17 protein-coding genes and 1 tRNA gene are annotated in these 26,853 nt (G+C 65.2%); 4 read left to right on the forward strand and 14 right to left on the reverse strand.

Annotation, left to right across the window (positions count from 1 at the left end; genetic code table 11):
- Positions 1-14: 14 nt before the first annotated feature.
- Entirely contained in the window at positions 15-2,510 is a 2,496-nt protein-coding gene (locus ACOZ9V_RS09900) for a DEAD/DEAH box helicase (RefSeq protein WP_434589599.1), read from the reverse strand.
- Positions 2,511-2,575: 65 nt separating this feature from the next.
- Here ACOZ9V_RS09900 and ACOZ9V_RS09905 point away from each other — a divergent pair, with 65 nt between their 5' ends.
- Positions 2,576-2,866 carry a YciI family protein gene (locus ACOZ9V_RS09905; protein WP_181270529.1) on the forward strand — a complete coding sequence of 97 codons (291 nt, stop codon included), beginning with the start codon at positions 2,576-2,578 and terminating at the stop codon, positions 2,864-2,866.
- A gap of 132 nt (positions 2,867-2,998) precedes the next feature.
- Here the strand turns inward: ACOZ9V_RS09905 and ACOZ9V_RS09910 are convergent, their stop codons facing one another.
- The 5 genes from ACOZ9V_RS09910 to rpsA form a co-directional block, all read right to left on the reverse strand.
- A complete protein-coding gene (locus tag ACOZ9V_RS09910) occupies positions 2,999-4,057 on the reverse strand; it encodes a TerC/Alx family metal homeostasis membrane protein (protein ID WP_139908084.1) in 1,059 nt (352 codons plus the stop codon).
- Between the two features lie 186 nt (positions 4,058-4,243).
- Positions 4,244-6,376: an excinuclease ABC subunit UvrB gene (uvrB, locus tag ACOZ9V_RS09915; RefSeq protein ID WP_229663933.1), complete on the reverse strand. Its 2,133-nt coding sequence runs from the start codon at positions 6,374-6,376 to the stop codon at positions 4,244-4,246.
- Between the two features lie 90 nt (positions 6,377-6,466).
- Positions 6,467-7,642 (reverse strand): dephospho-CoA kinase, encoded by a 1,176-nt coding sequence (gene coaE, locus ACOZ9V_RS09920; protein WP_434589604.1) that lies wholly within the window; start codon positions 7,640-7,642, stop codon positions 6,467-6,469.
- Positions 7,643-7,651: 9 nt separating this feature from the next.
- Entirely contained in the window at positions 7,652-9,547 is a 1,896-nt protein-coding gene (locus ACOZ9V_RS09925; RefSeq protein WP_434589607.1) for a hypothetical protein, read from the reverse strand.
- Complete coding sequence (gene rpsA, locus ACOZ9V_RS09930) at positions 9,525-11,009, reverse strand: 30S ribosomal protein S1 (protein ID WP_139467300.1); 1,485 nt, start codon at positions 11,007-11,009, stop codon at positions 9,525-9,527. The genes ACOZ9V_RS09925 and rpsA overlap by 23 nt, the downstream gene beginning before the upstream one ends.
- Positions 11,010-11,215: 206 nt before the next feature.
- On the opposite strand from rpsA, the gene ACOZ9V_RS09935 reads away from it, so the two are divergent.
- The gene (locus tag ACOZ9V_RS09935; RefSeq protein ID WP_139467301.1) at positions 11,216-12,055 is read left to right on the forward strand and encodes a class I SAM-dependent methyltransferase; all 840 of its coding nucleotides are present in this window, start codon (positions 11,216-11,218) and stop codon (positions 12,053-12,055) included.
- A gap of 23 nt (positions 12,056-12,078) precedes the next feature.
- On the opposite strand, the gene ACOZ9V_RS09940 is transcribed toward ACOZ9V_RS09935, so the two are convergent.
- Together ACOZ9V_RS09940 and polA are read right to left on the reverse strand one after the other, a co-directional pair.
- On the reverse strand, positions 12,079-12,318 hold the full coding sequence (locus ACOZ9V_RS09940; protein ID WP_434589611.1) for a hypothetical protein: 240 nt from the start codon (positions 12,316-12,318) through the stop codon (positions 12,079-12,081).
- A gap of 178 nt (positions 12,319-12,496) precedes the next feature.
- Complete coding sequence (polA, locus tag ACOZ9V_RS09945) at positions 12,497-15,160, reverse strand: DNA polymerase I (protein WP_434589614.1); 2,664 nt, start codon at positions 15,158-15,160, stop codon at positions 12,497-12,499.
- A 42-nt stretch (positions 15,161-15,202) separates the two neighbouring features.
- Here polA and ACOZ9V_RS09950 point away from each other — a divergent pair, with 42 nt between their 5' ends.
- Positions 15,203-15,664 carry a PaaI family thioesterase gene (locus tag ACOZ9V_RS09950; RefSeq protein ID WP_139467304.1) on the forward strand — a complete coding sequence of 154 codons (462 nt, stop codon included), beginning with the start codon at positions 15,203-15,205 and terminating at the stop codon, positions 15,662-15,664.
- A 137-nt stretch (positions 15,665-15,801) separates the two neighbouring features.
- Here ACOZ9V_RS09950 and ACOZ9V_RS09955 read toward each other — a convergent pair whose 3' ends face one another.
- Entirely contained in the window at positions 15,802-16,422 is a 621-nt protein-coding gene (locus ACOZ9V_RS09955) for an ANTAR domain-containing response regulator (RefSeq protein WP_373284070.1), read from the reverse strand.
- A 192-nt stretch (positions 16,423-16,614) separates the two neighbouring features.
- Between ACOZ9V_RS09955 and ACOZ9V_RS09960 the strand changes: the two genes are divergently transcribed.
- Positions 16,615-16,696 (forward strand) — tRNA-Leu (locus ACOZ9V_RS09960).
- Positions 16,697-16,770: 74 nt separating this feature from the next.
- On the opposite strand, the gene ACOZ9V_RS09965 is transcribed toward ACOZ9V_RS09960, so the two are convergent.
- The 5 genes from ACOZ9V_RS09965 to gltB all read right to left on the reverse strand — a co-directional run bounded on the left by ACOZ9V_RS09965 (position 16,771) and on the right by gltB (position 26,698).
- Complete coding sequence (locus tag ACOZ9V_RS09965; protein ID WP_434589619.1) at positions 16,771-17,331, reverse strand: GNAT family N-acetyltransferase; 561 nt, start codon at positions 17,329-17,331, stop codon at positions 16,771-16,773.
- On the reverse strand, positions 17,288-18,661 hold the full coding sequence (locus tag ACOZ9V_RS09970; RefSeq protein WP_259356794.1) for a dicarboxylate/amino acid:cation symporter: 1,374 nt from the start codon (positions 18,659-18,661) through the stop codon (positions 17,288-17,290). The genes ACOZ9V_RS09965 and ACOZ9V_RS09970 overlap by 44 nt, the downstream gene beginning before the upstream one ends.
- A 218-nt stretch (positions 18,662-18,879) precedes the next feature.
- The gene (gene pyk, locus ACOZ9V_RS09975) at positions 18,880-20,427 is read right to left on the reverse strand and encodes a pyruvate kinase (protein WP_434589623.1); all 1,548 of its coding nucleotides are present in this window, start codon (positions 20,425-20,427) and stop codon (positions 18,880-18,882) included.
- A 126-nt stretch (positions 20,428-20,553) separates the two neighbouring features.
- On the reverse strand, positions 20,554-22,011 hold the full coding sequence (locus ACOZ9V_RS09980; RefSeq protein ID WP_434589626.1) for a glutamate synthase subunit beta: 1,458 nt from the start codon (positions 22,009-22,011) through the stop codon (positions 20,554-20,556).
- Entirely contained in the window at positions 22,004-26,698 is a 4,695-nt protein-coding gene (gene gltB / locus ACOZ9V_RS09985) for a glutamate synthase large subunit (protein ID WP_434589629.1), read from the reverse strand. Before gltB ends, ACOZ9V_RS09980 begins: the two co-directional genes overlap by 8 nt.
- Positions 26,699-26,853 lie beyond the last annotated feature (155 nt).

The following is a 26,853-nucleotide window of genomic DNA, read 5'->3' on the forward strand; positions in this document are numbered from 1 at the left end:
CAGCGGTTTCCGGCTCATCTGCCGATCTCCCCGACGGAGAGGATGCGCAGCACGATATCTCCGGATTCGTCGCTGGCGGCCACGTCCACCTCGGCGTCGATGGCCCAGTCCCTGTTGTCGTCGGGATCGGCGAGGATCTGTCGGACGCTCCATGTGTCTGAACCGGGTGTGATGTCGATATATTCCCGACCGCGGGCTTTCTGGTCGACGATGAGCTCCCCGTATTCGTCGTAGAAGTCCTCGATCGCGTCTTCCCAGGCCCGGGAGTCGAATCCGGATTCGGCGTCGAGGCGGCCGAGTTCCGTGTAGTTAGCACGTTCGGCCAGCAGCACTCGGTGGAACAGGGCATTGCGGACCTCTGCGGTGAACACCTTCGTATTCTCGGAGAATCGGCGGTCGAGTGCCGGCAGCTCGTCGGCGGCTTCGGTGGGGTCGAGTCCCTGCAGGGTCCGCCATTCGTCGAGCAGCGACGAATCCGTCCGGGCGATGGTCTCACCACACCATTCGATGATGGTCTCGAGTTCCTCGGTCCTGTTCTCCGCGGGGACGTTGTGGAGCAGTGCGCGGTAGACGTCGGTGAGGTAGCGCAGCAGGCTGCCCTCGGCCCGGGCGAGACCGTAGTAGCCGACGAACTGGGTGAAGCCCATGGCCTGCTCGAGCATGTCGCGGACGACGGATTTGGGTTCGAAGCCGCCTCGGTGCAGCCAGGGATGAGTCTCGACGAAGTGGTCGAAGGCCGGGTCGAGCATCTCGGCCAGGGGTGCGGGACTTTCGATCTCGTCGAGGATCGCCATTCGTTCGGCGTATTCGACGCCTTCGGCCTTGAGTTCGGCCAGGGTCTCTCCCTTGATCCGGTCGAGTTGGCCCTTCAGTATCTGGAACGGCACCGAGGTGGTCGCCTCGACGATGGATACGACGTCGAGGGCGTAGGTGTCGTCGTTCTCGTCGAGAAGCTCCAGTGCGGCGAGCACGAAGGGAGCCAGGGGCTGGTTGAGCGCGAACTGGGGGCCGAGGTCCTGGGTGGCGATGAGTTCGCTGCCGCGGACCTCGATGAGTCCGGCGTCGATGAGGGAGCGTCCGATGCTGATCGCGGTGAGTTTGAGGTCGAGCCGGCGTTCCCTTGTCTCATGTGTCTTGTCGATGAAGTCGCTGATCGTCGACACATCGGAGCCGGGGCGGGCGACGAGGTTGAGGATCGTCGAATGGTCGATCTTCATCCGCGGCCGCAGGGTCTCGGATTCGCCTTCGATGAGTTTTGCGAAGGTCTCTTCGGACCAGCCGACGAAGCCGACCGGGGCGGCCTTCTTCTTGACCTTCTTCTTTTTCTTCTTGTCATCGTTGGCCGCTTTGGCATCCGCCTTGAGGTTGTCGATGACGTGTTCGGGGGCTTGGGCGATGACGTAGCCGCGGGTGTCGAATCCGGCGCGGCCGGCACGTCCGGCGAGCTGTTGGAACTCGCGGACGCTGAGTCGGCGCATCTTCCGCCCGTCGAACTTCGTCAGTCCGGTCAGCAGCACGGAGCGGATGGGCACATTGATGCCCACACCGAGGGTGTCGGTGCCGGAGATGACGAGCAGCAGTCCCTTCAGCGCGAGCTGTTCGATGAGGCGGCGGTACTTCGGCAGCATTCCGGCGTGGTGGACGCCGACGCCGTGCAGCAGCAGTTTGCGCAGACTGGTCCCGAATCCCTTGCCGAAGGTGAAGCCCTTGATGGCTGCGGCGATGGCGGCCTTCTGTTCCTTGGAGGCAAGGTCGACCGAGAGCAGGTTGGTGGCGAGGTCGATGGCACCGTTCTGAGAGTAGGAGACGACGTAGACCGGGGCCTTGTCGTTGCGGACGAGTCCGCGGAGAGTGTCCGAGAGCGTCTCCGTCGAATATTCGTAGTCGAGCGGGACCGGCCGGGTCGCCGAGGTGACCACGGAGGAGTCGCGTCCGGTCGTCTCCGTCATCGTCCGTCGGATGTCGGTGGTGTCGCCCAAGGTGGCGGACATGAGGACGAACTGGGTCTGCGGCATCTCGAGGAGGGGCACCTGCCAGGCCCAACCGCGGGAGGGGTCGGCGACGTAGTGGAATTCGTCCATGACGACCATTCCTGCGTCGAGCATTCCGCCTTCGCGCAGCGCCTGGTTGGCCAGGATCTCCGCCGTGGCGCAGATGACGGGCGCCTCCGGGTTGACGGTGGAGTCGCCGGTGATCATCCCGACGTTCTCGGCGCCGAAAGCGTCGATGAGGGAGAAGAACTTCTCGCTCACCAGGGCCTTGAGCGGGGCCGTGTAGTACGACCGGATCCCGCGGGTGAAGGACTGGTAGAGAGCGAACAGAGCGACGAGTGACTTCCCCGAGCCGGTCGGGGTCGCCATGATCGTATTGTCTCCGGCGAGGATCGTGAGGAACGCCTCGTCCTGAGCCGGGTAAGGCTCGACACCGATCTCTCGGCAGTATTCGCCGAAGGACTCGTAGATCGTGTCGTCGTCAGCGAATTCCGCTGGGATCTCCTGCAATCTGGCCACGCTGATGCACAGACCTTTCCGATTAGACTGATTCCATCCTATTGCTCGACACCGAGGAGTCACATATGCCGGTCTTCGCCGTCACCTACCACTATGGTCCCGCTACTGACACGCGGATGGAACACCGCCCTGCGCATCGCCGCTGGCAGGCGGAGCTGAATGAGGCCGGGACGATCCTCGCCTCCGGTCCCCTGGACAACGATCCGCAGCCGGGAGGGCTGCTGATCCTCAACGCTGCCGACCGTGCGGAGGTCGAAGGCCACCTCGCCGCCGATCCCTATGCCTCGCTCGGTGTCATCGAGTCGACGGACATCCGCGAATGGACTCCCGTGTTCGGCCCCTTCGCCCAGGGCTGAGCGTCGCACTGCCGGTCCGGTTCTGCCCTGACCGGGAAGACACGAGCGGGGTCCGTCTCGAGAGATCGAGACGGACCCCGCTCGTTCTGTGCCGACACCGAGGCGGTGTCAGCGCGACCGGGTCCGATCGGCTCAGGCCTCTTCGGATTCGTTCGAGCTGACGTCCTTGAAGGAGATGCCGTCCTTCTTCATCTTCACGAGTGAGGCGACGGTGGCCACCACCATGGCGAGGACGATGACGGTCAGGGACAGCCACGTCGGCACCTCGGGGATCGAGTGACCCCACGAGAGGAACTCCCAATCGCTCGAATGCAGAGCGTGGATGATGAGCTTGACGCCGATGAAGCCGAGGATCGCGGCGATTCCGTAGTGGAGGTAGACGAGCTTGTCGACGAGTCCCCCGAGCAGGAAGTACAGCTGACGCAATCCCATGAGAGCGAACACGTTCGCGGTGAACACGAGGAACGCATTCTGAGTGACGCCGAAGATCGCGGGAATCGAGTCGAGCGCGAACATCACATCGGTCGAGCCGATGGCGATGAACACGATGAACATCGGGGTCCAGTACTTCTTGTTGTCGTCGAGGGTCACCCGCAGCTTGTTGCCGTGGTATTCGTCGACGACGTTGATCCGCTTGCGCAGGAACCGGATGAGACCGTTTTCGCCGTCGCCGTCGTCTTCGGAGCTGAAGGCCTGCCGGTAGGCGACGATGAGGAGGAAGATGCCGAAGATGAAGAAGACCTCGACGAAGGCGCTGATGATCGCCGCACCCGCGAGGATGAAGATGCCGCGGAAGATGATGGCGATGATGATGCCGACCATGAGCACTTCCTGCTGGTACTTCCGCGGTACCGAAAAGCTGCCCATGATGATGATGAAGACGAACAGGTTGTCGATGCTCAACGAGTACTCGAGCAGCCAGCCGGTGAGGAACTCGCTGCCGTGCTGGGCATCGCCGATGGCGAAGAGCGCGCCGGCGAAGACCAGAGCCAGGGCGACGTAGAAGGCGACCCAGATGCTCGCTTCCCGCATCGACGGGGTGTGTGGTCGCTTGACGACCAGCAGGAGGTCGAAGACGAGGATCGCAACGACGATGATTCCCGAGGTGATCATGAACCAGACGGGAATCGGAGATTCGCTCGCAGCAGCGGCGTTGCCGCCGGCCGCGAGCGTGGAGGACAGAATATCCATGGATGCCTTTCGTGGTGAACAGGATGTATCCAGGTCGAAAGTCTCTCCCACGCGGTGATGCTGCGTGCGCTCCGCGGCCGGACCCCTTGTGGGGTCGTGGTGACGACCGCGGATGGACGGGATACTCCCTTTCGCCAGCACACCAGTATAAACACGCGAGCATCACTCGCGCGTCACCGGTGCGGATCAGGCGTGCCCGGCCTCCTTCATCTGGCGCAGCTCCTGCTTGAGGTCGGCGAGCTCGTCGCGCAGTCGTGCGGCGAGTTCGAACTGCAGCTCCGCGGCGGCCGAATGCATCTGCGAGGTCAGCGATTCGATGAGTTCGGTGAGGTCGGCCGCCGGCGGGCGCAGCGAACCGGGTTTGCCGGCGGCTTCCCTCTGTTCGTCGGTCAGGGTCGAGTTGTAGCCGCGCTTGCCCTTGCCGTAGTCGAATTCGGTGAGCAGCTCTCGAGTGTCCTCGTCCTCACGCTGCAGTCGTTCGGTGATGTCGGCGATCCGCTTGACCAGCGGGGCAGGATCGATTCCGTGCTCTTCGTTGTAGGCGATCTGGATGGCGCGCCTGCGGTCGGTCTCGTCGATGGCGGTGCGCATCGAATCCGTGATCGTATCGGCGTACATGTGCACCTGGCCGTTGAGGTTACGTGCGGCACGACCGATCGTCTGGATGAGCGATGTCGACGACCGGAGGAAGCCTTCCTTGTCGGCATCGAGGATCGCCACCAGCGAGACCTCGGGAAGGTCGAGACCCTCACGCAGGAGGTTGATGCCGACCAGCACATCGAATTCGCCCGCACGCAGCTCTGTGAGCAGCTCCACACGTCGCAGAGTGTCGACATCGGAATGGAGGTACTGGACCCGGATATCGTGTTCGAGCAGGTAGTCGGTGAGATCTTCGGCCATCTTCTTCGTCAGCGTCGTCACGAGCACACGTTCGTTCGCGTCGACTCGGGTCTTGATCTCGTCGAGGAGATCATCGATCTGCCCCTTCGTCGGCTTGACCTTGATCTCGGGGTCGACGAGTCCGGTGGGGCGGATGATCTGCTGGACGTACCCGTTGGCGTTGCCGAGTTCGAAGTTGCCGGGTGTGGCCGACAGATACACGCTCTGTCCCACGCGCTCCCGGAACTCGTCGAACTTCAGCGGCCGGTTGTCCATGGCACTGGGCAGGCGGAATCCGTGTTCGACGAGGGTGCGCTTGCGCGACATATCGCCTTCGTACATTCCGCCGATCTGCGGGACCGTGACATGGGACTCGTCGATGACGAGCAGGAAGTCCTCGGGGAAGTAGTCGAGCAGGCAGTTCGGTGCCGAACCGGGATCGCGGCCGTCGATGTGCCGGGAGTAGTTCTCGATGCCGGAGGTGAAACCCATCGACTCCATCATCTCGAGGTCATAGGTCGTGCGCATCTTCAGCCGTTGGGCTTCCAGCAGCTTGTTCTGCGATTCGAACTCGCTCAGCCGCTTCTGCAGTTCGTCCTCGATGCCGCTGATCGCGGTGGCCATCCGGTTCTCACCGGCGACGTAGTGGCTGGCCGGGAACACGTGGATGGTGTCCTCGTCGCGCACGATCTCGCCCGTCAGCGGGTGGAGGGTCTGCAGCGATTCGATCTCGTCGCCGAAGAATTCGATCCGCAGCGCGAGCTCCTCGTACTGCGGGATGATCTCGACGGTGTCTCCTCGCACGCGAAAGGTCCCGCGGGTGAAAGCCATATCGTTGCGGGCGTACTGCATCGACACGAAGCGTTTGAGCAGTTCGTCCCGATCGCATTCGTCGCCCTTGTGAAGGGTGACCATCCGATCGACGTATTCCTCAGGAGTGCCGAGACCGTAGATGCACGACACCGTCGAGACCACGACGACGTCGCGTCTGGTGAGCAGCGAGTTCGTGGCCGAGTGCCGGAGACGTTCGACTTCGTCGTTGATCGAGGAGTCCTTCTCGATGAACGTGTCCGTCTGCGGCACATAGGCTTCCGGCTGGTAGTAGTCGTAGTAGGAGACGAAGTACTCGACCGCGTTGTTGGGCAGCAGCTGTCGGAACTCGTTCGCCAGCTGCGCGGCGAGAGTCTTGTTCGGCGCCATGATCAGGGTCGGTCTCTGCACCTGCTCGATGAGCCATGCCGTTGTCGCCGACTTGCCTGTGCCGGTGGCACCGAGGAGGACGATGTCCCGCTCACCCGCGTCGAGCCGGTCGGAGATCTCTCGGATCGCCGTCGGCTGGTCACCGGAGGGAGAATACTCGGAGACGACCTCGAACGGCGCCACTTCGCGGGTGACGTCGGGGCGGTGGCCGATCGCTGGCAGGGGGCGTTCTGAGCTCATAGTCCAACCCTAGCCCCCGCCCCTGACATTGGGCAGACCGGAGTCGGAACGACAGCCTCGGCGAAGTGTCCGCCGACGTGGGTCAACGTGTCAGTCGAAGCTGTCGGGCACCAGTCGGCGGCGCATCTGCAGGAAGTACGGTTCCTTCGATTCCGCATATGTTCGTATCATCTGCCCGTTCGTCCCGCCCGCAGCCTTGGCGTCGGCCAAACGGTCTCGCTTCAACTCGAGGTAACGGTCCCGCTCCCCCGTGTCCGCGATGAGCAGGTCACGGAACGCGCGCGCGAAGCGCACACCGACCGATTCCGCGGTGCGCACATGCAGATTGACGGCGCGGCCGGGATCCGTGTTCGCGTGGAACCATTTCCCTTCGGTCGACTCTTCGCCGAGGTGGTCGCTCATCTCGGCTCCCGGATAGCCGAGTTCGGCCAGTCGGGGTGCCAGCTCCCTGGCGGCGGAGAGATCGGGGACGAGGAGCTGCAGATCGATGACGTCCTTGGCGGGCAGTCCCGGCACAGAGGTGGAGCCGATATGTTCGATGGCGAACTTCTCGCCCGTGCCGTGTCGCAGCTTCCTGATCGCTCTCTGCGTGTCACCGATCCAGTCGGCATCTGCGGGATCGACGAGTTCGAGGGCTGCCTTCGGTGCCCGCTGCCCGGACGCGAGATTGGCGGCGAAGGGGCGGATCCGCGATTCGATGAGCCGGGCGACCGCGGCCTTCGTCTCTTCGGCGGGACCGGAGTTGTCGATGATGACATCGCAGGCTGCTCGGCGGGTGTCGTCATCGGCTTGGCGGGAGATCCTTGCGGCGGCATCGTCGCGGTCCATTCCGCGGGAGTCCATGAGCCGCTGCAGGCGCACCTCGGCGGGCACGTCGACGAGGAGATTGAGGTGGTAGGCCGGTGTCATGTCGTTCTCGACGAGCAGCGGGACGTCGTGGACGACGATCTCGGCGTCGGCGTGTCTGGCGAAGTGTTCGGCGGTGCGGTCCCGGATCGCCGGATGCATGAGGCCGTTGAGCCGTGCTGTGTGCTCGGAATCGACGAAGGCTGCCGCGGCCAGCGCCGGCCGGTCGAGCGAACCGTCGGAGTGCAGCACCTGCGGCCCGAAGGCCTCGGCCAGTTTCTCGAGCAGCGGCTGTCCGGGTTCGACGACTTCGCGGGCGATCCTGTCGGCGTCGACGAGCACCGCCCCGTGTTCGACGAGCATTGCGGACACCGTTGACTTTCCGGCGCCGATTCCGCCGGTGAGACCGATTCTCAGCATGGGATCATCCTACTGATCCAGTCGGTAGACCCGCACTCCCTCATCGGCGAAGATCGGATCTCCGACGGCGGCATCGAGGAATGCTGCATAGTCTCCCTCACCTCCCGGCAGAAGCGGAGCCTCGGGAGCGAGGACGATGAAGTCGACCCCGGTCTCCCTCAGTTCGGCGATCGCCGAGGCGACTTCCGGGCTGTCCGCGCCCGGCATTGGCTCGCCGTCGAAGACGGAGCCGTGCAGGAGTTCGTCGAGGGCATCTTCGGGGGCGGAATAGGTCACCGCTGATTCCGGGCTCGAGCCGATGAAGTAGCCGCCGGTCTCGCGGTAGCCGAATCCGCTGACCGACTGCCACACCATAGCTTCGTCGGCGTGAGGCTCGGCCCATGCGAGGGGGCGGGGGAAGGTCTTGACGACGGATCCGGCGGGGATCACCTCGGCGATGGAGTGCTCGTAGAAGTCTGGAACTGTCACCTCATGTGCGGTCTGCGGAGCGGGAAGGATGGCCACGGCAGCGAGGACGAGCAGGATGAGGAGGGCGCGGGCGCGAAGCAGCTTCCGGTGGTTCAGCGCCCACTGAAGGCCGATTCCGAGCACGGCGAAGAGCGCGATCGTCGAGTGGAGGACGAGCCGCATGGGCAGGATGTTGTTGAGTACGGGGATGGCTTCGATGAGCGCGAACGGACCGGTCGCGAGGGCGATTCGGCCGCCGAGGAGGATCGGTGAGCCGAGTGCCAGCAGGCCGACGAGGATGCCGGTTGCGGCGGCGGTGCGCACCGGCACCGCGTGTGCGGACCGGTGGGCGAGGCCGAGAACGATGAGCACAGCCGCCGCCAGAGCTGGTGCGCCGACGTAGGCGCCGAGTTCGGCGGGGTCGATCTCCATGATTCGGGGCAGAGGAGACACTCCGGAACTCAGCCAGGCCGGGGCTGCGGGCAGGATCGGGTCGAGCAGGTCGGTGTTCCATACTCCGTGTGGGCGGATGGCGCCCTGTGGGGCGTTCGGTCCGGACATGGTCACCAGCAGCGGGATCGCACACAGCATGGCGATACAGCCGGCGACTGCGGAACCGAGACCGAGGGCGACCCATGACCGGGCGCGGTAGAGGCGGCGTCCGAAGACGGCGAGGCTGGCCAGGAAGCAGAGTGCGGCGAGGAAGGTTCCGGCCAGAACTTCGGTGGAGACGTAGAACTGGAAGCCGAGGAGGAGCCCGAACCCTCCTCCGAGCAGCCACAGGCGACGGCTGCGCAGCAGAGAACGGCCGGGATCCACCTGTGTCGCGCGGCCGAGGTCGAGGAGAGCGAGGATCGCCCAGGCGGTCAGGGGCGGGGTGACGATATAGGCGAGGTTCGGGTGGCCGCCGAGCTGGGCGATGACATAGCTGGAGAAGCCGACTCCGGCAGCGGCGATGAAAGCGGGCAGGCGGTCGAGGAAGCGGCGGAAGAGCACAGCTGTGGCCAGGCTGCCGAGCACCGGGAAGGCGAGGATGAGGAGGTTGTAGCTCACGATGGGGCCGGCCACCCACGTCACGGGAGCGAGCAGGATCGCAAACCCTGCGAGCGAGGTGTTCCAGGCTCCGTTGACTCCCCCGCCGAGGGCGTTCATCGATTCCGTGTACAGCAGGCCGCCGGTTTCTCCTGGTCCGAATCCGAGGATGTCTGCGAGAACCTGCGCGCCGTGCCCGAGCCACCAGATGAACAGTGAGGTGTCGTCGTTGGAGGCGACGACGCTGCCGCCGGGGTCCGCGGCGACGGAGCCGAAGACGGTCAGGCTGCCGACACAGAGGATGAGGGTGTACCACAGCCACGGGCGCAGGCGTGCCCGAGCCGTGGGGGCATACAGAAAGGGCTCCCGGCCTTCCGACCGGGAGCCCTTCTGGTGGCTGCTATCAGCTGCCTGCAAGCTTCTCACGCAGGGCTGCAAGAGCTTCGTCGCTGGCCAGGGTGCCCTCATCGCTCGCCTCTTCGGAGGAGAACGATCCGGTGGCCGGAGCGGCTTCGGCAGATCCGACGGCATCGGCTGCGGAGGCCTCGGCATCCGCTGCGATGGCCTTGGCGACCTGCTTCTTGTGCTCTTCCCAGCGTTCCTGAGCGGCGGCGTACTGCTGCTCCCAGGTCTCGCGCTGAGCTTCGTAGCCCTCGACCCATTCGTTGGTCTCGGGGTCGAAGCCCTCGGGGTACTTGTAGTTGCCGTCCTCGTCGTACTCCTGCGGCATGCCGTACAGAGCGGGGTCGAGGAACTCTTCGGCCTCGGGGTCGACGCCTTCGTTCGCCTGCTTCAGCGACAGCGAGATGCGGCGGCGTTCGAGGTCGATGTCGATGACCTTGACGTAGATGGTCTCGTCGACCGAGACGACCTGCTCGGGCAGATCCACGTGCCGCACGGCCAGCTCGGAGATGTGGACGAGGCCTTCGATGCCGTCTTCGACGCGCACGAATGCACCGAACGGAACGAGCTTGGTGACCTTGCCCGGCACGATCTGTCCGATGACGTGCGTGCGAGCGAAGTGCTGCCAAGGATCTTCCTGGGTGGCCTTGAGCGACAGCGAAACGCGCTCACGGTCCATGTCGACGTCGAGAACCTCGACGGTGACTTCGTCGCCCACGGTGACGACCTCACCCGGGTGATCGATGTGCTTCCAGGACAGTTCGGAGACGTGGACGAGTCCGTCGACACCACCGAGGTCGACGAACGCACCGAAGTTGACGATGGAGGACACGACACCAGGACGGACCTGGCCCTTCTGCAGGGTCTGCAGGAAGTCGTGACGGACGGCCGACTGGGTCTGCTCGAGCCAGGCACGGCGCGACAGGACCACGTTGTTGCGGTTCTTGTCGAGCTCGATGATCTTGGCTTCGACCTGCTGGCCGATGTAGGGGGCGAGGTCGCGGACGCGGCGCATCTCGACGAGGGACGCGGGCAGGAAGCCGCGCAGTCCGATGTCGACGATCAGGCCGCCCTTGACGACCTCGATGACGGTGCCGGTGACAACGCCGTCGTCTTCCTTGATCTTCTCGATGTCGCCCCAGGCACGCTCGTACTGAGCGCGCTTCTTCGACAGCATGAGACGACCCTCTTTGTCTTCCTTCTGAAGAACGAGGGCTTCGATTTCGTCCCCGACCTCGACGACTTCGCCGGGATCGACATCGTGCTTGATGGAAAGCTCACGTGCGAGGATGACGCCTTCCGTCTTGTATCCGATGTCGACGAGGACTTCGTCACGGTCGACCTTGACGACTTCGCCCTCAACGATGTCGCCATCGTTGAAGTACTTGATGGTCTCATCGACGGCGGCGAGGAAATCCTCAGCGGTTCCGATGTCGTTGACAGCGACCTGCTTCGGCTGCACCGATTCCGGCGTGGTGGTGGTCATATAGGTAGGGACTCCGATGGAATATTGGTCCAGATCCGGTACCCTGGCGACAGGTCGTGTAAGTTGCCGCAAGAACCGAATCCGGTCTCGATTGCGAATTTGGACTTGTATGCACAGGCGCATACGGTTGTCAATGCTAGCACCTTTTCGGGTGTGAATGCACGCCGAAGAGACGAATCATCACCACCTGGGGCCACGGAGGAACCATGAGCGAAGGAACTGACGGAGCCGAGGTCATCAGCGGTGGCTATCTCCCGATCGACGAAGAGGCTTCCGTCCGGGCCAATCGCAGCTATTGGGACAACTCGGCCGAGGAGTATCTCGCCGAACACGGCACGTTCCTCGGGGCTTCGGATTTCATCTGGTGTCCGGAGGGAATTCACGAATCCGATGTGCGCCTCCTCGGCGATGTCGCCCGGAAGCAGGTTCTCGAGGTCGGCTGCGGTGCCGGTCAGTGCTCCCGGTGGCTGGCCGAGCAGGGCGCGATCACCACAGGTGTCGACGTCTCCGCCGGAATGCTCGAGCAGGCCTCGCGTCTGCAGCGCGAACATCCCCTGAGCGCCGAGGCGACTCCCCCGACGTTCCTCCTCGCCGATGCCCGACAGCTGCCGTTCGCATCGAACAGCTTCGATCGCGCGTTCTCCTCCTACGGCGCCCTGCCCTTCGTCAAGGACGCCGAGGTCGTCTTCGCCGAGGTGGCGCGAGTGCTGCGCAACGGCGGACAGTGGGTCTTCTCAACGACTCACCCGATGCGGTGGATGTTCCCCGATGTTCCGGGTGAGGCCGGCCTGACGGTTGAGTACTCGTACTTCGATCGCACTCCGTACGTCGAGCTGTCCTCGGACGGTCAGCCGGTCTACGCCGAGCATCACCGGACGATGAGCGATTGGGTCCGTCTCCTCGTCGAAGCCGGCTTCACGCTCGATTCGGTGACCGAACCCGAATGGCCCGAGGAGAATCGGACCGCTTGGGGCGGCTGGTCACCGCTGCGCGGTGCGCTCATGCCCGGCACCGCGATCTTCTCCACCACCCTGACCAAGGACTGACGGGGCCGGAACGGGGACGATCCTCAGCCGAGGGCTGTGAAGTCCTCGGCCAGTCCCCCGCGCCCGGTCAGCCCGGCGAGCACTGAACTGCCCTTTCCGCTCTGCATCGCCAGCCCCGCTGCGATCGCCAATGATTCCCGAAGCGCGGCCTCCGGAACAAGTGGTTCGGCACCGAGTGTCGTGGCGATGTCGATGCCGTGGACGACGAGCTCGAAGGTCCGTGTGCGCCTCCCCCGAGGCGACGCAGCGTTCGCGGACGACATCATCGACTCCCGGCTGGGGCAGGACCGCGCAACTCACCCGTCGCGCTCTCGTTCAAGCGCTAGCGCGGACGTCGTGTGGTACACGGCGCGCAAACTGCGGGGACGCTTGAACGAGCGTGGGCGAGATCGTTCTCTGCGCTTGCGCTTGAACGAGTTCGACGGGACAGCGGGCAGCAGCTCAGTGGGCGGCGGCGTGCCAGGAGCGTCCGGTGCCGACGTTGACGTCCAGAGGCACATCGAGTTCGAACGCCGACCCCATCTCCTCCGTGACGATCGTCTTCACCTCATCGATCTCTTCCGGACGGACGTCGACGATGATCTCGTCATGGACCTGCAGCAGCATCGGCGAGCGGAGGCCGTCCAGACGGGCGGCCACCTTGAGCATGGCGATCTTCATGATGTCGGCTGCCGAACCCTGGATCGGAGCGTTGAGTGCGGCGCGTTCGGCCATGTCCCGCAGCTGCCGACGGTCGCTGTGCAGCGCCGGCAGATAACGACGACGGCCCATGATGGTCTCCGTGAACCCCTTGGCGCGAGCCTGCTCGACGATGTCGTCGAGGTAGTCCTTGACTGCACCGAAGCGTTCGAAGTACTGGTCCATCAGCCCCTTGGCTTCATCGACGCCGATCGCAAGCTGCCGGGAGAGGCCGTAGGCGGAGAGCCCGTACACCAGCCCGTAGGACATGGCCTTGACCTTCGAGCGCATCTCGGAGTCAACCTCGTCGATGCCGACTCCGAAGACCTTCGAGCCGACATAGGAGTGGAGATCCTCGCCGTCCTTGAACGCCTGGATGAGCGCGGCATCGCCGGACAGATGAGCCATGATCCGCATTTCGATCTGCGAGTAGTCGGCGGTGAGCAGAGTCCCCTCAGCCACCTCGGGGTCGGCGATGAAGATGTCTCGGATGCGGCGGCCTGATTCGGTCCGCACTGGAATATTCTGCAGGTTCGGGTCCAGGGACGAAAGCCGTCCGGTGGCGGCCACGGTCTGCTGGTAGGTGGTGTGGATGCGGCCGTCGTCGGCAACAGTCTTGAGCAGTCCGACGACGGTCTGCTTGAGCTTCGTCGAATCCCGGTAGGCCAGCAGGTGTTGGAGGAAGGGGTGTTCGGTCTTGACGAACAGTTCGGCCAGGGCGTCGGCATCGGTCGTATAGCCGGTCTTCGTCCGCTTGGTCTTGGGCATATCGAGTTCGTCGAAGAGCACGGTCTGCAGCTGTTTGGGAGAACCGAGGTTCACCTCGTGGCCGATCGCCTCATAGGCCTCGCCCGCGCTGGCTTCGGCCTGTTTCGTGAATTCGTCGATGAGGTTCGACAGTCCCGTCTCGTCGACCGCGATCCCGGTCGCTTCCATGCGCGCGAGCACGGGCACGAGCGGCAGTTCGATCTCGCGATAGACCTGCGTCATGTTCGCGTCCTCGACGGCCTTCGCGAGCACCTCGTGGACCTCGAGCAGGGCGGCGGCGCGTTGGCCGTGCGTGGTCACCGCGGCATCGGAGTCGAGGTCGAGGGCGAGCTGTCCGGAATCAGCCTCGGGTTCGCTGAGATCGATTCCGGCACGGTCGGCGGCGATCTGACCGAGTTCGTAGGACCGGGCATCGGGAACGAGGAGGTAGGCAGCCAGGGCCGTGTCCCCGGCGATATCCGTCACGGACAGTCCCATCGACTCCCACGCTTTGATCTGCAGCTTCGAGCTGTGGAGGATGAGCGAATGCCCGCCCAGGGCGGAACCGAGCGCGCCGACGGCCTTCTGCCCCGCCTCGGCGAGGTCGACGACCCAGGCCCGGCCGGGTTCGGCGGAGACCGCCAGGGTCCGTGCCTGACCGTGGCCGAGCTCGAAGGAGGCGTCGGAATCGAGCGCCAGCACATCGTGGTCGGCGATCTTCGTCAGCAGAGTGTCGACGTCGACGGTCTCGATGTTCGTCTCGCGTGCCGGTGCCGGCTCGGACTCGGCTCCGGCCTCGGGGAAGATCGCGGCCAAACGCTTGCCGAGGGCCTGGAACTCGAGTTGGTCGAACAGGCTCGACAGCTCGGCCGGGTCGCCTTCGCCCCAGGCCAGGTCGTCGAACTCCAGTCCCAAGTCGACGTCGTCGAGGAGGCGGTTGAGTCGGTAGTTCCGCTCCACCTCGCTGATATGGTCGCGCAGCTTCTCACCGACCTTGCCGCCGATCTTGTCGGCGTTGTCCAACACCCCGGGCAGATCGCCGTGTGCGGTGAGCCATTTCGCGGCGGTCTTGTCACCGACTCCGGGCACACCGGGCAGATTGTCGGCCTTCTCACCGACGAGCGCGGCCAGCCCCCGGTAGTTCGCGGGGCTCACCCCGTACTTCTCCTCGACCGCGGCCGGCGTCATCCGGTTGAGATCGCTGACTCCACGTTTCGGGTAGAGGATCGTCACCCGGTCGGAGGCGAGCTGGAACGAATCTTTGTCTCCGCTCATCACCTCGACGAACGAGCCGGCATCCGTGCCCATCTTCGCCATCGTGGCCAGAGCGTCATCGGCCTCGAAGCCCTCCTTCGTCACCACCCGGATGCCCATCGCCGTGACGATGTCCTTGATGAGGTCGATCTGCGGGTGGAACTCGGGTGGAGTCTTCGCCCGTCCGGCCTTGTAGTCGGGGTATTCCTCGAGGCGGAAGGTCTGGCGTCCGAGGTCGAAGGCCACGGCCACATGGCTGGGCTCTTCGTCGCGGAGGACGTTGATGAGCATGGAGATGAAGCCGTAGATGGCGTTCGTCGTCTGGCCGGTGCTGGTGGAGAAGTTCTCGACCGGCAGGGCGTGGAATGCCCGGTAGGCCAGGGAGTGTCCGTCGATGAGCAGGAGGGATTCGTTTGAGTGACTCACATGGCATAGCCTAGCGTTCGAAGCTGACTTGAAGGAGAACCGATGCTGCGTCCCGACGTGTCCCTGACCGCTCACACCTCCCCCGAGGAGATCGACACGCTGCTCGGGCAGCTGCGCACGCCGGGGTCCGGGGGTGAGCTGGCCGAGAGGATGGGAATCGAGTTCGTCGAGCTCGCTCACGATCATGTCGTGGCCACCGCTCCGGTCGTCGGCAATCGGCAGCCGATGGGTCTCTTCCACGGAGGCGGCCACGTCGTTCTCGCCGAATCCCTGGCGTCGATGCATTCGTATCTGCTCTCCGGCGGTAAGAACGTCGTCGGGGTCGATCTCAACGCCACTCACCTGCGTGCCGCGCGAGAGGGCGTGGTGACCGGTCGCGCCGAGGTGCTCCACCAGGGACGCACGATCGTCTCCCATGAGGTCAAGATGACCGACGAGGCGGGGCGCCTGCTCTCGATCGTGCGGATCACGAATATGATCCTGAAGACCGAGCCGAAGGGCTGAGGCACAGCGCCGCTTCGGCGAAAGTCCACAGCGAAAGCCGAAAGTCCACAGCGAAAGCAGAGGGCCGGCGAATCCATCTCGGGATTCGCCGGCCCTCTCGGGTTCCGGGTCCGGACCGTGACCGGTCCGGGAGGTGATTACTTCTTCGTGCCGATCTGCTTGAGCACGGTCTCAGCGACCTCGCGCATCGTCAGGCGACGGTCCATCGAGGTCTTCTGGATCCAGCGGAAGGCTTCGGGCTCGCTCAGACCCATGGAGGTCTGCAGCAGGCTCTTGGCGCGCTCGACGAGCTTGCGGGTCTCGAAGCGTTCGGTGAGATCGGAGATCTCGGACTCGAGCGAGCTGATCTCGGCATGACGCGAGAGCGCGATCTCCAGGGCCGGGATGAGGTCGGCCGAGGTGAACGGCTTGACGACATAGGCCATGGCACCCGCATCGCGGGCCCGCTCGACGAGCTCCTTCTGCGAGAAGGCGGTGAGCAGCACGACCGGCGCGATGCGAGCCCTGGCGATGCGCTCGGCGGCGGAGATTCCGTCGAGGATGGGCATCTTGATGTCCATGACGACGAGGTCCGGGCGCAGCTCCTCAGCCAGGCGGATGGCGGATTCGCCGTCCGCCGCCTCACCGACGACGTCATAGCCGACCTCGCGGAGCATTTCTACGATATCGAGACGAATCACGGCCTCGTCTTCGGCCACGACTACGCGGCGGACCGGCACGGACTCATCTGAAGTTGATTCTTCGCTGTTTGAAAGCACGGCACCAGTCTAGACCAGGCGCTCAGCGTCATGGCCAGCGGACCCGGAAGTTTATTCTGTGAGGGTGGCCACGGGCGGTGACGGTGGCCACCGGAGGGCATCCTCGGCGGGTGGCGATTGGGCAATCGGTCCGCGCGCGCAGTAGAATCGTCCCCGTTGCACAGGCGGTCCTGACAGGACAGCTCGCAACGCGCCGGATTGGCGGAATCGGTAGACGCGGTGCACTCAAAATGCATTGTCGAAAGACGTGCGGGTTCGAGTCCCGCATCCGGTACCGACGAAGGCACTGTCGAACGTGATGTCGACAGTGCCTTCTGTGTTTCCCGGGAAGCGATGGACGACCGAAATTCAGCGGGCCGCGCGCAGGTCGAGGGAGTACAGCAGCGTGTCGTAACGCTTCTCCCCCACCGCCACGAAGTCCGGGAGTCGTCCGTATCGGGTGAAGCCGAGGGATTCATAGAGGCCGATGGCGGCCGCATTGTCTCCGCGCAGGTCGAGAGTGACCACTTCCGTGTCGTGATGACGTGCCGCCCGAATGAGCGCCTCCATCAGCTTCCTGCCCGCGCCCTGACCTTGGGCGTCCGGGGCGACGGCCACCTTTTCGATGTCGACATGCGGGCGGAACGTCGGGCGAGTGTACCGATTCCAGTACGCGAAGCCGGTGACCTCGGTTCCGGTGCGAGCGATTGCCGCAGCGGAGTCCCCGGCGTCAGTCCCGGCGGCCAGGCGGCCGACGAGATCCGCGATCTCCTCGACAGACGGAGCTGAGACCCAGCCGAGAGCGGCACCTGCATCGACGAGGTGGCCGAGCAGCGATGTCACCTGCAGGACATCGTGCTCGGCCACCCCCTCGGCGGGGAGGAGATCAACTCTGACTGCGGGCGTCCTCGGTGCGGGTCTCGTCGACATCTGCGTCCTCCTCGGTCGGAACGTAGCCGTTGATGCGCGGGGCATCGTAGCGTTCGACGTCCAGGATCTCATGCCGCTTGGCCACGATGGCCGGGACGAGTGCCTGACCGGAGACGTTGAGCGCGGTGCGGCCCATGTCCACGATCGGCTCGATGGCCAGCAGGAGTCCGACGCCCTCGAGGGGCAGACCCAGGGTCGACAGGGTCAGGGTGAGCATCACGGTCGCACCTGTCGTGCCGGCCGTTGCGGCCGAGCCGATGACGGCGACGAAGATGATGAGCAGGTACTGGATGAGGGAGAGATCGATGCCGAAGAACTGGGCGACGAACACGGCGGCAATGGCCGGATAGATCGCAGCGCAGCCGTCCATCTTCGTCGTCGCACCGAAGGGCACGGCGAAGGCGGCGTAGGAGTGGGGCACCCCGAAGTTGTCGGTGGCGACCTTCTGCGTCACGGGCATGGTGCCGATCGACGACCGGGAGACGAAGCCCATCTGAGTGGCCGGCCAGACTCCGGAGAAGTACTGGCGCACCGACAGTCCATTGGCGCGAGCCAGGGCCGGATAGACGATGAAGAAGACGATCGCGAGGCCGATGTAGACGGCGACGACGAACCACAGCAGCGAGCCCATCGTCGACCAGCCGTAGGAGTTCACGGCGTTGCCGATGAGGCCGAGCGTACCGATCGGGGCGATGCGCACGATCCACCAGACGACCTTCTGGACCACGGCCAGGGCCGCCTCGGTGAACTGGAGGAACGGCTCTGCGGCCTTGCCGACCTTGACCGCGGCGATGCCGATGGCACCGGAGACGATGATGAGCTGGAGGATGTTGAAGTTGACCTCGGAGGTCATGACTCCGGCGTCATCGGGTGCGGTGGCCACCTCGAGCCCGAGGAAGTTCACCGGGATCAGTCCGGTGAGGAAGCCCAGCCAGCTGCCCTGGGAGTCGGGTGCACCGGCGTTGAGCGAAGCGGCATCGGCGTGGGCGCCGGGCTGCATGACGATGCCGATGATGAGTCCGAGGACGACGGCGATGAGAGCGGTGAGGGCGAACCACAGCAGGGTCGACATCGCCAGCCTGGCGGCGTTGGTGACCTTGCGCAGGTTGCCGATGCTCGCGATGATCGCGGTGATGACCAGTGGGACGACGGCGGCCTTGAGCAGTGTGACATACGACGAGCCGATGGTGTCCAGGGTCTGGCCGAGCCAGTTGTCAGCGGTGTCGCTGACCGGTCCCCATGAGCGGGCGATGAGCCCGAGGATGACACCGGCGACGAGTGCGATGGTCACCTGCACTCCGAAGGACTTGCTCCACGCGGGCAGTCTCATTGAATTCCTCTCCTAGCGGGTCCTCCCCTGGCAGATCCGCAGGGAGGATTAGGCAACAGAGAGCACAACTGTTGAGCAATCCGCAAAATTCCCCGGCCACCTGTGATCTGTCTCGCAGTTCGGAATCGGTCCACGCTCGGCCCCGGATACAGAGACGCCGGCGGCGCCCGCCCCGTGATCATGGGGCAGGCGCCGCCGGCGTTTGAGCCTCGTAGCGGTCAGTGGCGGGGAGAGTGGCCCTCGCGCACGATCGGCACTTCACGGGTGATGGGCGCTTCAGCCACGACTCCGTATCCGGCCAGCGGGTCCTCCTCGGAATCCGAGGCATCCTGATAAGCGGCCGTCACACCCTTGGCGGCATCACCGATGGTATGGATGCGCAGGGCGTTCGTCGAACCGGGGATCCCGGGAGGCGAACCGGCCACGAGGATGCTCTGATCGCCTTCGCGGGCGGTGCCGTCCGCGAGCAGAACTGCGTCGACCTGACGCGCCATCTGGTCGGTGTGGCGCACGGTCTTCACGAGGTACGGGCGCACTCCCCAGGTCAGCGCCAGCTGGTGGCGGACCTGCGGGTCGGGCGTGAAGCCGAGGATGGGCCAAGCAGGGCGCAGCCGCGACATGCGCCGCACGGAGTCGCCGGTCTGTGAGAAGGTGCACAGGAGGTCGATATCGAGCTGCTCAGCAATCTGCACAGCAGCGGCGGTGACGGCTCCGCCCTTCGTGTGCGGGACGGTGCCCAGTGCCGGGATCCGCTCGAGACCGTGCTCTTCGGTGGAGCCGATGATCCGGCTCATCGTCCGGATCGCCTCGACCCAGTGCGCACCGACCGAGGTCTCACCGGAGAGCATGAGCGCATCGGCGCCGTCGAGGACGGCGTTCGCGCAGTCGCTGGCCTCGGCGCGGGTGGGCCGCGGCGCATCGATCATCGTCTCGAGCATCTGCGTGGCCACGATGACGGGCTTGGCCTGCTGGCGGGCGATCTCAACGGCCCGCTTCTGCACGATCGGCACCTGTTCGAGCGGCAGTTCGACGCCGAGGTCGCCGCGGGCGACCATGATTCCGTCGAAGGCATCGATGACCTCGTCGAGCTGGTCGACGGCCTGCGGCTTCTCGAGCTTGGCGATGACCGGAGCCGTGATGCCGACCTCGTCCATGACCGCGCGCACATCGTTCATGTCCTCGGGGCTGCGGACGAAGGACAGGGCCACCCAGTCGAAGCCGAGCTGAAGTCCCCATTTGAGATCGTCGACGTCCTTCTCCGACAGGGCGGGGACGGAGACCGGGACCCCGGGGAGGTTGATGCCCTTGTGGTTGGAGATGGTTCCGCCGATCTCGATCTCGGTGACCACGTCGGTGTCGGTCACCTCGGTGGCGCGCAGGCGCAGGCGCCCGTCGTCGATGAGCAGCGGATCACCCACGGACACGTCTTCCGCCAGGGTCGGCAGGGTCGTGGATACGAGCTCTGCGGTGCCGGGGACGTCGCGGCTGGTGATGGTGAAGGTAGCCCCTTCGACGAGCTCTTCCTTCCCGTTGGCGAAGGTGCCCACGCGGATCTTCGGACCCTGCAGGTCCAACAGGACGGCGACAGGGCGTCCGGTGTCGAGGGCGGCCTGGCGGACCCAGGCGAACTTCTCTTCGTGCTCTTCTCGCTTTCCGTGGCTCAGATTGAATCGGGCGACATCGACGCCCTCATCGACGAGCTCGCGGATCTCTTCATAGGAGTTCTGGTTCGGACCTAAAGTTGCGACTATCTTTGCACGCCTCATACGCTCCACCCTACCTAAAGTCTCAGCGGGCGGTTTCCACCGCTCTACGCTGGTCACGGGCGGTGAGAGTGCGGCACTTCGCTGTGCCGCCCCACCGCCCTTTCTCAATTCCTGACATGCATTATCTTAGCATTTGAACCCTTCGTCGGTGGGCCGCACGGGTGCCGGAAGTCGCGTCGACCCGGTCAGGAACCGGTCGACTTCCGCGGCCGCGGCACGGCCTTCCGCAATGGCCCAGACGATGAGCGACTGTCCGCGTCCGGCATCGCCGGCGACGAAGACTCCCGGCTGCGCCGCATAGTCCTCGGCCCGACCGAATGCCCCACCTGCACCGGCTTCGAGATCGATCTGCGCGGTCTCCGGTCCGCTGAATCCCAGTGCCAGCAGCACGAGATCGGCGGGGATGACGTGCTCGGTGCCCGGTGTCGGGATGCGGCGGCCGTCGGCGAACTGCGTCTGTGCGACCTCGATTCCGCACACCTTGCCCGAGTCGTCTCCGACGAACCGCGTCGTCGAGGCCAGATACCGCCTGGTTCCGCCCTCCTCGTGTGAGGATTGGACCTCGAAGATCCGCGGCACCGTCGGCCACGGCGAGTCGGCACCGCGGTCGACCGGCGGCTGGGCGCCGATGGCCAGGGTCGTCACCGAGGCGGCTCCCTGGCGCAGAGCCGTGCCCAGGCAGTCCGCTCCGGTGTCGCCGCCGCCGATGATGACGACGTGCTTGCCGGCCGCATCGATGAACTGTGCCGAGTCTGCCGCCGAGGCCGCGTCGGACGCCTGTGCCCGGTTGGACGGTACGAGGTAGTCCATCGCGAATTCGATTCCGTCCAGTCCGCGCCCGGAAAGCTCCATATCGCGCGGCACGGTGGCTCCGGTCGCTACCAGCACCGCGTCGAAGCGAGTCTGCAGTGCGGCGAAGTCGATGTCGCGGCCGATCTCGACTCCGGTTTCGAACCGAGTGCCTTCGGCACGCATCTGGGTCAGGCGGCGGTCGATATGGTGCTTCTCGAGTTTGAAGTCCGGGATGCCGTAGCGCAGCAGTCCGCCGAGGCGGTCCTCGCGTTCGAAGACGACGACCGTGTGCCCGGCTCGGGTCAGCTGCTGAGCGGCGGCGAGTCCGGCCGGTCCGGAGCCGATGACGGCGACGGTGTGCCCGGTGATCCGGTCGGGGACGACGGGGGTGATGAGTCCGGCGGCGAATCCGTCGTCGACGATGGAGACTTCGACCTGTTTGATCGTCACGGCGGGTTGGTTGATGCCGAGCACGCAGGCGTTCTCACACGGTGCCGGGCAGGCCCGGCCGGTGAATTCGGGGAAGTTGTTCGTCGCGTGGAGCAGTTCCACGGCGCGGGAGAGCTCCCCGCGATACATGGCGTCGTTGAACTCCGGAATGAGGTTGCCCAGCGGACATCCTTGGTGGCAGAAGGGCACTCCGCAGTCCATGCAGCGAGAAGCCTGTCGGCGCAGCTGTGCCGGATCACCCTTTTCGTAGACCTCGGAGTAGTCCATGAGCCGGATCGGCACGGGCCTGCGGGCAGGGAGTTCGCGTTCGGTGGTGGTGAGGAATCCTCGCGGATCAGCCATGTGCGGCCTCCAGAATGGTCTGCCAGGTGTTCTCGGAATCGGCGGTTTCGCCGCTGTTCTCGAGCTCTTCCTGGATGTCTTTGATTCGCGCATAGGCGACGGGAATGATCTTGGTGAAACGGGACAGGATGTCCTGCCCGCGGTCGAGTCCGGCCAGCAGTTCGCCGGCCAGCGGAGAACCGGTCGCCGCAACATGGTCGCTGAGCAGTCTCTGCAGGATCGGCACATCAGAGTCGCCGATGCCGCCGAATCTGAAGACGCCCGCGGCTCGTTCCTTCGGGTTGAGTCGACTGGGATTGAAGTCGAGGACGAAGGCCGTGCCTCCGGACATTCCGGCCGCGAAGTTGCGTCCGGTGGGTCCGAGGATGACCGCCACTCCCCCGGTCATGTATTCGAGTCCGTGGTCTCCGATGCCTTCGACGACGGCTTCGACGCCCGAGTTGCGCACGAGGAATCTCTCGCCGACCGTTCCGGACAGGAATATCGACCCGGACGTCGCACCGTAGCCGATGACGTTGCCGGCGATGACGTTGTGTTCCGGTCGGGTGGAGTTCTCCGGGCGAGGCGCGACGCTGATCGTACCGCCCGACAGTCCCTTCCCGACGTAGTCGTTGGCGTCGCCGCGCAGATCGATGCTCACACCGCGCGGCATGAAGGCACCCAGGGACTGACCGGCCGTGCCGTTCAGGGACACCCGCACGGTTCCCGAGGGCAGCCCGTCCGCGCCGTGGGCCTGAGTCACTCGGTGCCCCAGCAGGGTGCCGACCGACCGGTCCGTATTCTCCACCTCGGCGTTCAGGTGCACCGGGGAACCGGCAGCGACAGCCGCTCCCGCCTGCTCCAGCAGTCGAACGTCGAGTTCGCCCGCGAAGTCACGTGGTGTGCGCGCCTGGCTCACCCTCGCCGAGGCGGGAGCGCCGTCGAGATCGGTCGGAACCGTCAGGATCGGGGTCAGGTCGAGATCCAGTCCCGAGGCGGCTGCCCGATCTGCGTCGATGCGCAGACGTTCGACGGCGCCGATCGCCTCGTCGAGGCTGCGCAGTCCCAGCTGTGCGAGATAGCCGCGGACCTCCTCGGCGATGAAGGTGAAGAAGTTCACGACATGGTCGGCCTGACCGTGGAACCGTTCGCGCAGCTTCGGGTTCTGCGTGGCCACGCCGACCGGGCAGGTGTCCTGGTGGCAGACCCGCATCATGATGCATCCGGAGACGACGAGGGCGGTGGTGGCGAAGCCGAATTCCTCGGCCCCGAGCAGGGCGGCGATGATGACGTCGCGGCCGGTCTTCAGCTGCCCGTCGACCTGGACGCTGATCCGCTCGCGCAGACCGTTGAGCACAAGGGTCTGCTGGGCTTCTGCCAGTCCGAGCTCCCACGGGGTTCCGGCGTGTTTGAGCGAGTTGAGCGGGCTGGCACCCGTGCCCCCGTCATGGCCGGAGATGAGCACGACATCGGCTCCGGCCTTCGCCACTCCGGCGGCCACCGTGCCGACTCCGATTCCGGAGACGAGTTTGACGTGGACGCGGGCAGCAGCATTGGCCCGACCGAGGTCGTGGATGAGCTGAGCGAGGTCTTCGATGGAATAGATGTCGTGATGCGGAGGCGGCGAGATGAGACCGACTCCGGGAGTGGCGTGGCGGGTCTTCGCGATCCACGGGTACACCTTCTCCCCCGGCAGCTGACCGCCTTCGCCGGGCTTGGCACCTTGGGCCATCTTGATCTGCAGGTCGTCGGCGGCGGTGAGGTAGTGGCTGGTGACACCGAACCGACCGGAGGCGATCTGCTTGATCGCCGACCGACGCTCCGGGTCGAGCAGGCGCTCGGTGTCCTCGCCGCCCTCGCCCGTATTCGACTTTCCGCCGATCCGGTTCATCGCGATCGCCAGCGTCTCGTGCGCTTCGGCCGACAGCGAGCCGTAGCTCATGGCCCCGGTGGAGAACCGGCGCATGATGGCTTCGGCGGGTTCGACCTCGGAGATGTCGATCGGACCCGATTCGGTCGGGACCAGGTCGAAGAGCCCGCGCAGAGTCATCAGCTCGGCGGACTGTTCGTCGACGGCACGCGTGTACTGCCGGAAGATGTCGAAGCGACCGGTGGCCGTCGAGTGCTGCAGTTTGAAGATCGTCTCCGGGTTGAACAGGTGCCCCGGGCCTTCCCTCCGCCACTGGAATTCTCCGCCGACGAGCAGGTTCCGGTGAGCCGGACGCGGATGGTCCTCACGATAGGCATCGGCGTGCCGCGCCGTCGTCTCGGCCGCGATGTCGTCCAGCGTCTTGCCGCCGAGCTGATGCGGGGTCGAGGTGAAGTGCTTTTCGATGACCGAATCCGCCAGTCCGAGAGCCTCGAAGGTCTGCGCCCCGTGGTACGACTGGACGGTGGAGATGCCCATCTTCGACATGATCTTCAGCAGGCCCTTGTTCAGCGCCGTGAGCACATTCGCCACGGCTGCCTCGGCACTGATGCCTCGGATCCGTTCGGACCTGACAAGGTCCTCGGCCGATTCCATGAGCAGGTACGGGTTGACCGCCGAGGCTCCGAAGGACACGAGCGTGGCCGCATGGTGGACCTCGCGGACGTCTCCGGCCTCGACGATGATGCTCACCTGCGTGCGGCTGCGCTCGCGGACGAGGTGGTGGTGCAGGGCCGAGGTGAGAAGCAGCGACGGGATCGGCGCGTATTCCGAGTTCGACTCCCGGTCCGTGAGGATGAGGAACACTGCGCCCTCGGCGACCGCGGCGCTCGCCTCCGCGCAGAGGTCGGCGAGGCGAGAAGCCATCGCGTCCTCACCGGCGCCGACAGGGTACAGACCCGACAGCGTCACCGAGGGGCGGGTGATTCCCTCGCCGAGGTGGCTGCCGGACAGGTGCGCGATCGCCGTGAGCTCGTCGTTGTCGATCACCGGCCGCTCGAGCAGGATATGTGCGGAGTCCGGCCCGGTGGAGCACAGCAGGTTGCCTTCGCGGCCGATTCCGGCCGACATGCTCGTGACGATGTCCTCGCGGATGGAGTCCAGCGGCGGGTTCGTCACTTGGGCGAAGTTCTGGTGGAAGTGGTCGAAGAGCAGCCGGGGGCGGGTACTCAGCGCCGCGATCGCGGTGTCGCTGCCCATCGCGCCCAGCGGCTCGGCCCCGGTTTCGGCCATCGGGGCGATGAGCACACGCAGCTCTTCCTCCGTGTATCCGAAGGTCCGCTGTCGTCTCCGAACCGAGGCGCCGGGGTGGCTGACGTGGACGCGGGTGGGCAGTTCGGCCAGTCGGGTGGCCGAGGCGTCGACCCATTCCCGGTAGGGATGTTCGGTGGCGAGGCTGTTCTTGATCTCCGTGTCGGAGATGATGCGTCCGGCCTCCACATCGACGAGGAACATCCTGCCGGGGGTCAGTCGTCCGCGGGCGGTGACTTCGGCTTCGGGCAGGTCGACGACTCCGGCTTCGCTAGCGAGCACGACGGTGTCCTCGGTCATGATGTACCGGGCCGGGCGCAGGCCGTTGCGGTCGAGCACGGCTCCGGCGAGTCGGCCGTCGGTGAAGGCGACGCAGGCCGGCCCGTCCCAGGGCTCCATGAGCAGCGAGTGGTATTCGTAGAAGGCCCGCCGCTCCTCGGACATGGCCGGGTTGTTCTCCCAGGCTTCGGGAATCATCATCAGCATGGCCTGCGGCAGCGACCGGCCGGAGGCGACCATGAGTTCGAGGACCGAGTTGAAAGAGGCGGAGTCCGAGGCTCCGGCGGGAATGATCGGGAAGATCCGCTCGAGTCCCTTGGACGTCCCTGCGACCGGAGATTCGAGGAGGTCGCTGGCCAGGGCGGATTCGCGTGCCTGCATCCAGTTCCGGTTGCCGCGCACCGTGTTGATCTCGCCGTTGTGGGCGATCGTGCCGAACGGCTGTGCCAGCTGCCAGGAGGGAAAGGTGTTCGTGGAGAACCGGGAGTGGACGAGAGCGATCGCCGAGGTGAGGCGTTCGTCGCCGAGTTCGGTGAAGAAGCGGTCGAGCTGGGCGGTGGAGAGCATTCCTTTGAACGTCAGCGTCGTCGGCGACAGCGACGGGAAGTAGAGGCCGGCGTTGTCGAGTCGCTTCCGCACGATGAACGCCCGGCGAGCGAGATCGTTCTCATCACGGGCGGGATGGTTCTCATCACAGCCGAAGAACACGTAGCGCATGGCCGGCATGGTCTCGGCGGCGATCCGACCGAGCACTCCGGGGTCGACAGCCACGGATTCCACGTGGAGGACCTGCAGTCCTTCTTCCGCGGCGATCCTGGACACGAGTGCGTCCTGGTCGACGCCTGCGGCGTCAACGCTGAAATCGGGCTGCGTCTCCTTGGTCAGCGGAGCGGTGGCGGCGTTGAGATCGGCGGCGTAATCCTGAGCGAAGAAGCCGATGCCCATGGCATAGCTGCCCGGTGCCGGAAGAGAGATTCCGGATTCGCCGAGAACGGCGGCGAAATAGTCGTGCGGAATCTGGATGGTCAGTCCGGCACCGTCTCCGGTCCCATCGTCGGAACCGATTCCGCCGCGGTGTTCGAGCCTGCGCAGAGCGTCGAGGGCCTGGGTGATGACCGTGTGGTCGGCTCCGCCCCTGTAACGGGCGATGAGGGCCAGACCGCAGTTGTCGTGTTCGAGCGCCGGATCGTAGAGCCCGATGCGGCCAGGTGGGGCCGTGGTCTTGGGGGTCGACTGAGCGCTGTGGTTCATATACTGCCTTCTCGGTGTTGAGTGCTTCCCGAAAAGACGGCGCTGTCCTCTGCGGTTTGGACGAGTCCGGAAAGGGTGTCCCCGGACCCGGCTGTGAGATGACTCTCACAGCCGGAGTATCAACTTACACCATGTGCAATTTGAGAAAAAGCAGA

The sequence above is a fragment of the Brevibacterium sp. 1718 genome (assembly GCF_051131255.1).
Classification (GTDB): Bacteria; Actinomycetota; Actinomycetes; order Actinomycetales; family Brevibacteriaceae; genus Brevibacterium; species Brevibacterium sediminis.

Excerpts from the sequence above, each read along its gene's own strand:
- ACOZ9V_RS09905 (WP_181270529.1), top strand. The coding sequence starts at position 2,576 with ATGCCGGTCTTCGCCGTCACCTACCACTATGGTCCCGCTACTGACACG.
- ACOZ9V_RS09910 (WP_139908084.1), bottom strand. The coding sequence starts at position 4,057 with ATGGATATTCTGTCCTCCACGCTCGCGGCCGGCGGCAACGCCGCTGCT.
- uvrB (WP_229663933.1), bottom strand. The coding sequence starts at position 6,376 with ATGAGCTCAGAACGCCCCCTGCCAGCGATCGGCCACCGCCCCGACGTC.
- coaE (WP_434589604.1), bottom strand. The coding sequence starts at position 7,642 with ATGCTGAGAATCGGTCTCACCGGCGGAATCGGCGCCGGAAAGTCAACG.
- rpsA (WP_139467300.1), bottom strand. The coding sequence starts at position 11,009 with ATGACCACCACCACGCCGGAATCGGTGCAGCCGAAGCAGGTCGCTGTC.
- ACOZ9V_RS09935 (WP_139467301.1), top strand. The coding sequence starts at position 11,216 with ATGAGCGAAGGAACTGACGGAGCCGAGGTCATCAGCGGTGGCTATCTC.
- ACOZ9V_RS09940 (WP_434589611.1), bottom strand. The coding sequence starts at position 12,318 with ATGTCGTCCGCGAACGCTGCGTCGCCTCGGGGGAGGCGCACACGGACC.
- ACOZ9V_RS09950 (WP_139467304.1), top strand. The coding sequence starts at position 15,203 with ATGCTGCGTCCCGACGTGTCCCTGACCGCTCACACCTCCCCCGAGGAG.
- ACOZ9V_RS09965 (WP_434589619.1), bottom strand. The coding sequence starts at position 17,331 with ATGTCGACGAGACCCGCACCGAGGACGCCCGCAGTCAGAGTTGATCTC.
- ACOZ9V_RS09970 (WP_259356794.1), bottom strand. The coding sequence starts at position 18,661 with ATGAGACTGCCCGCGTGGAGCAAGTCCTTCGGAGTGCAGGTGACCATC.
- pyk (WP_434589623.1), bottom strand. The coding sequence starts at position 20,427 with ATGAGGCGTGCAAAGATAGTCGCAACTTTAGGTCCGAACCAGAACTCC.
- ACOZ9V_RS09980 (WP_434589626.1), bottom strand. The coding sequence starts at position 22,011 with ATGGCTGATCCGCGAGGATTCCTCACCACCACCGAACGCGAACTCCCT.
- gltB (WP_434589629.1), bottom strand. The coding sequence starts at position 26,698 with ATGAACCACAGCGCTCAGTCGACCCCCAAGACCACGGCCCCACCTGGC.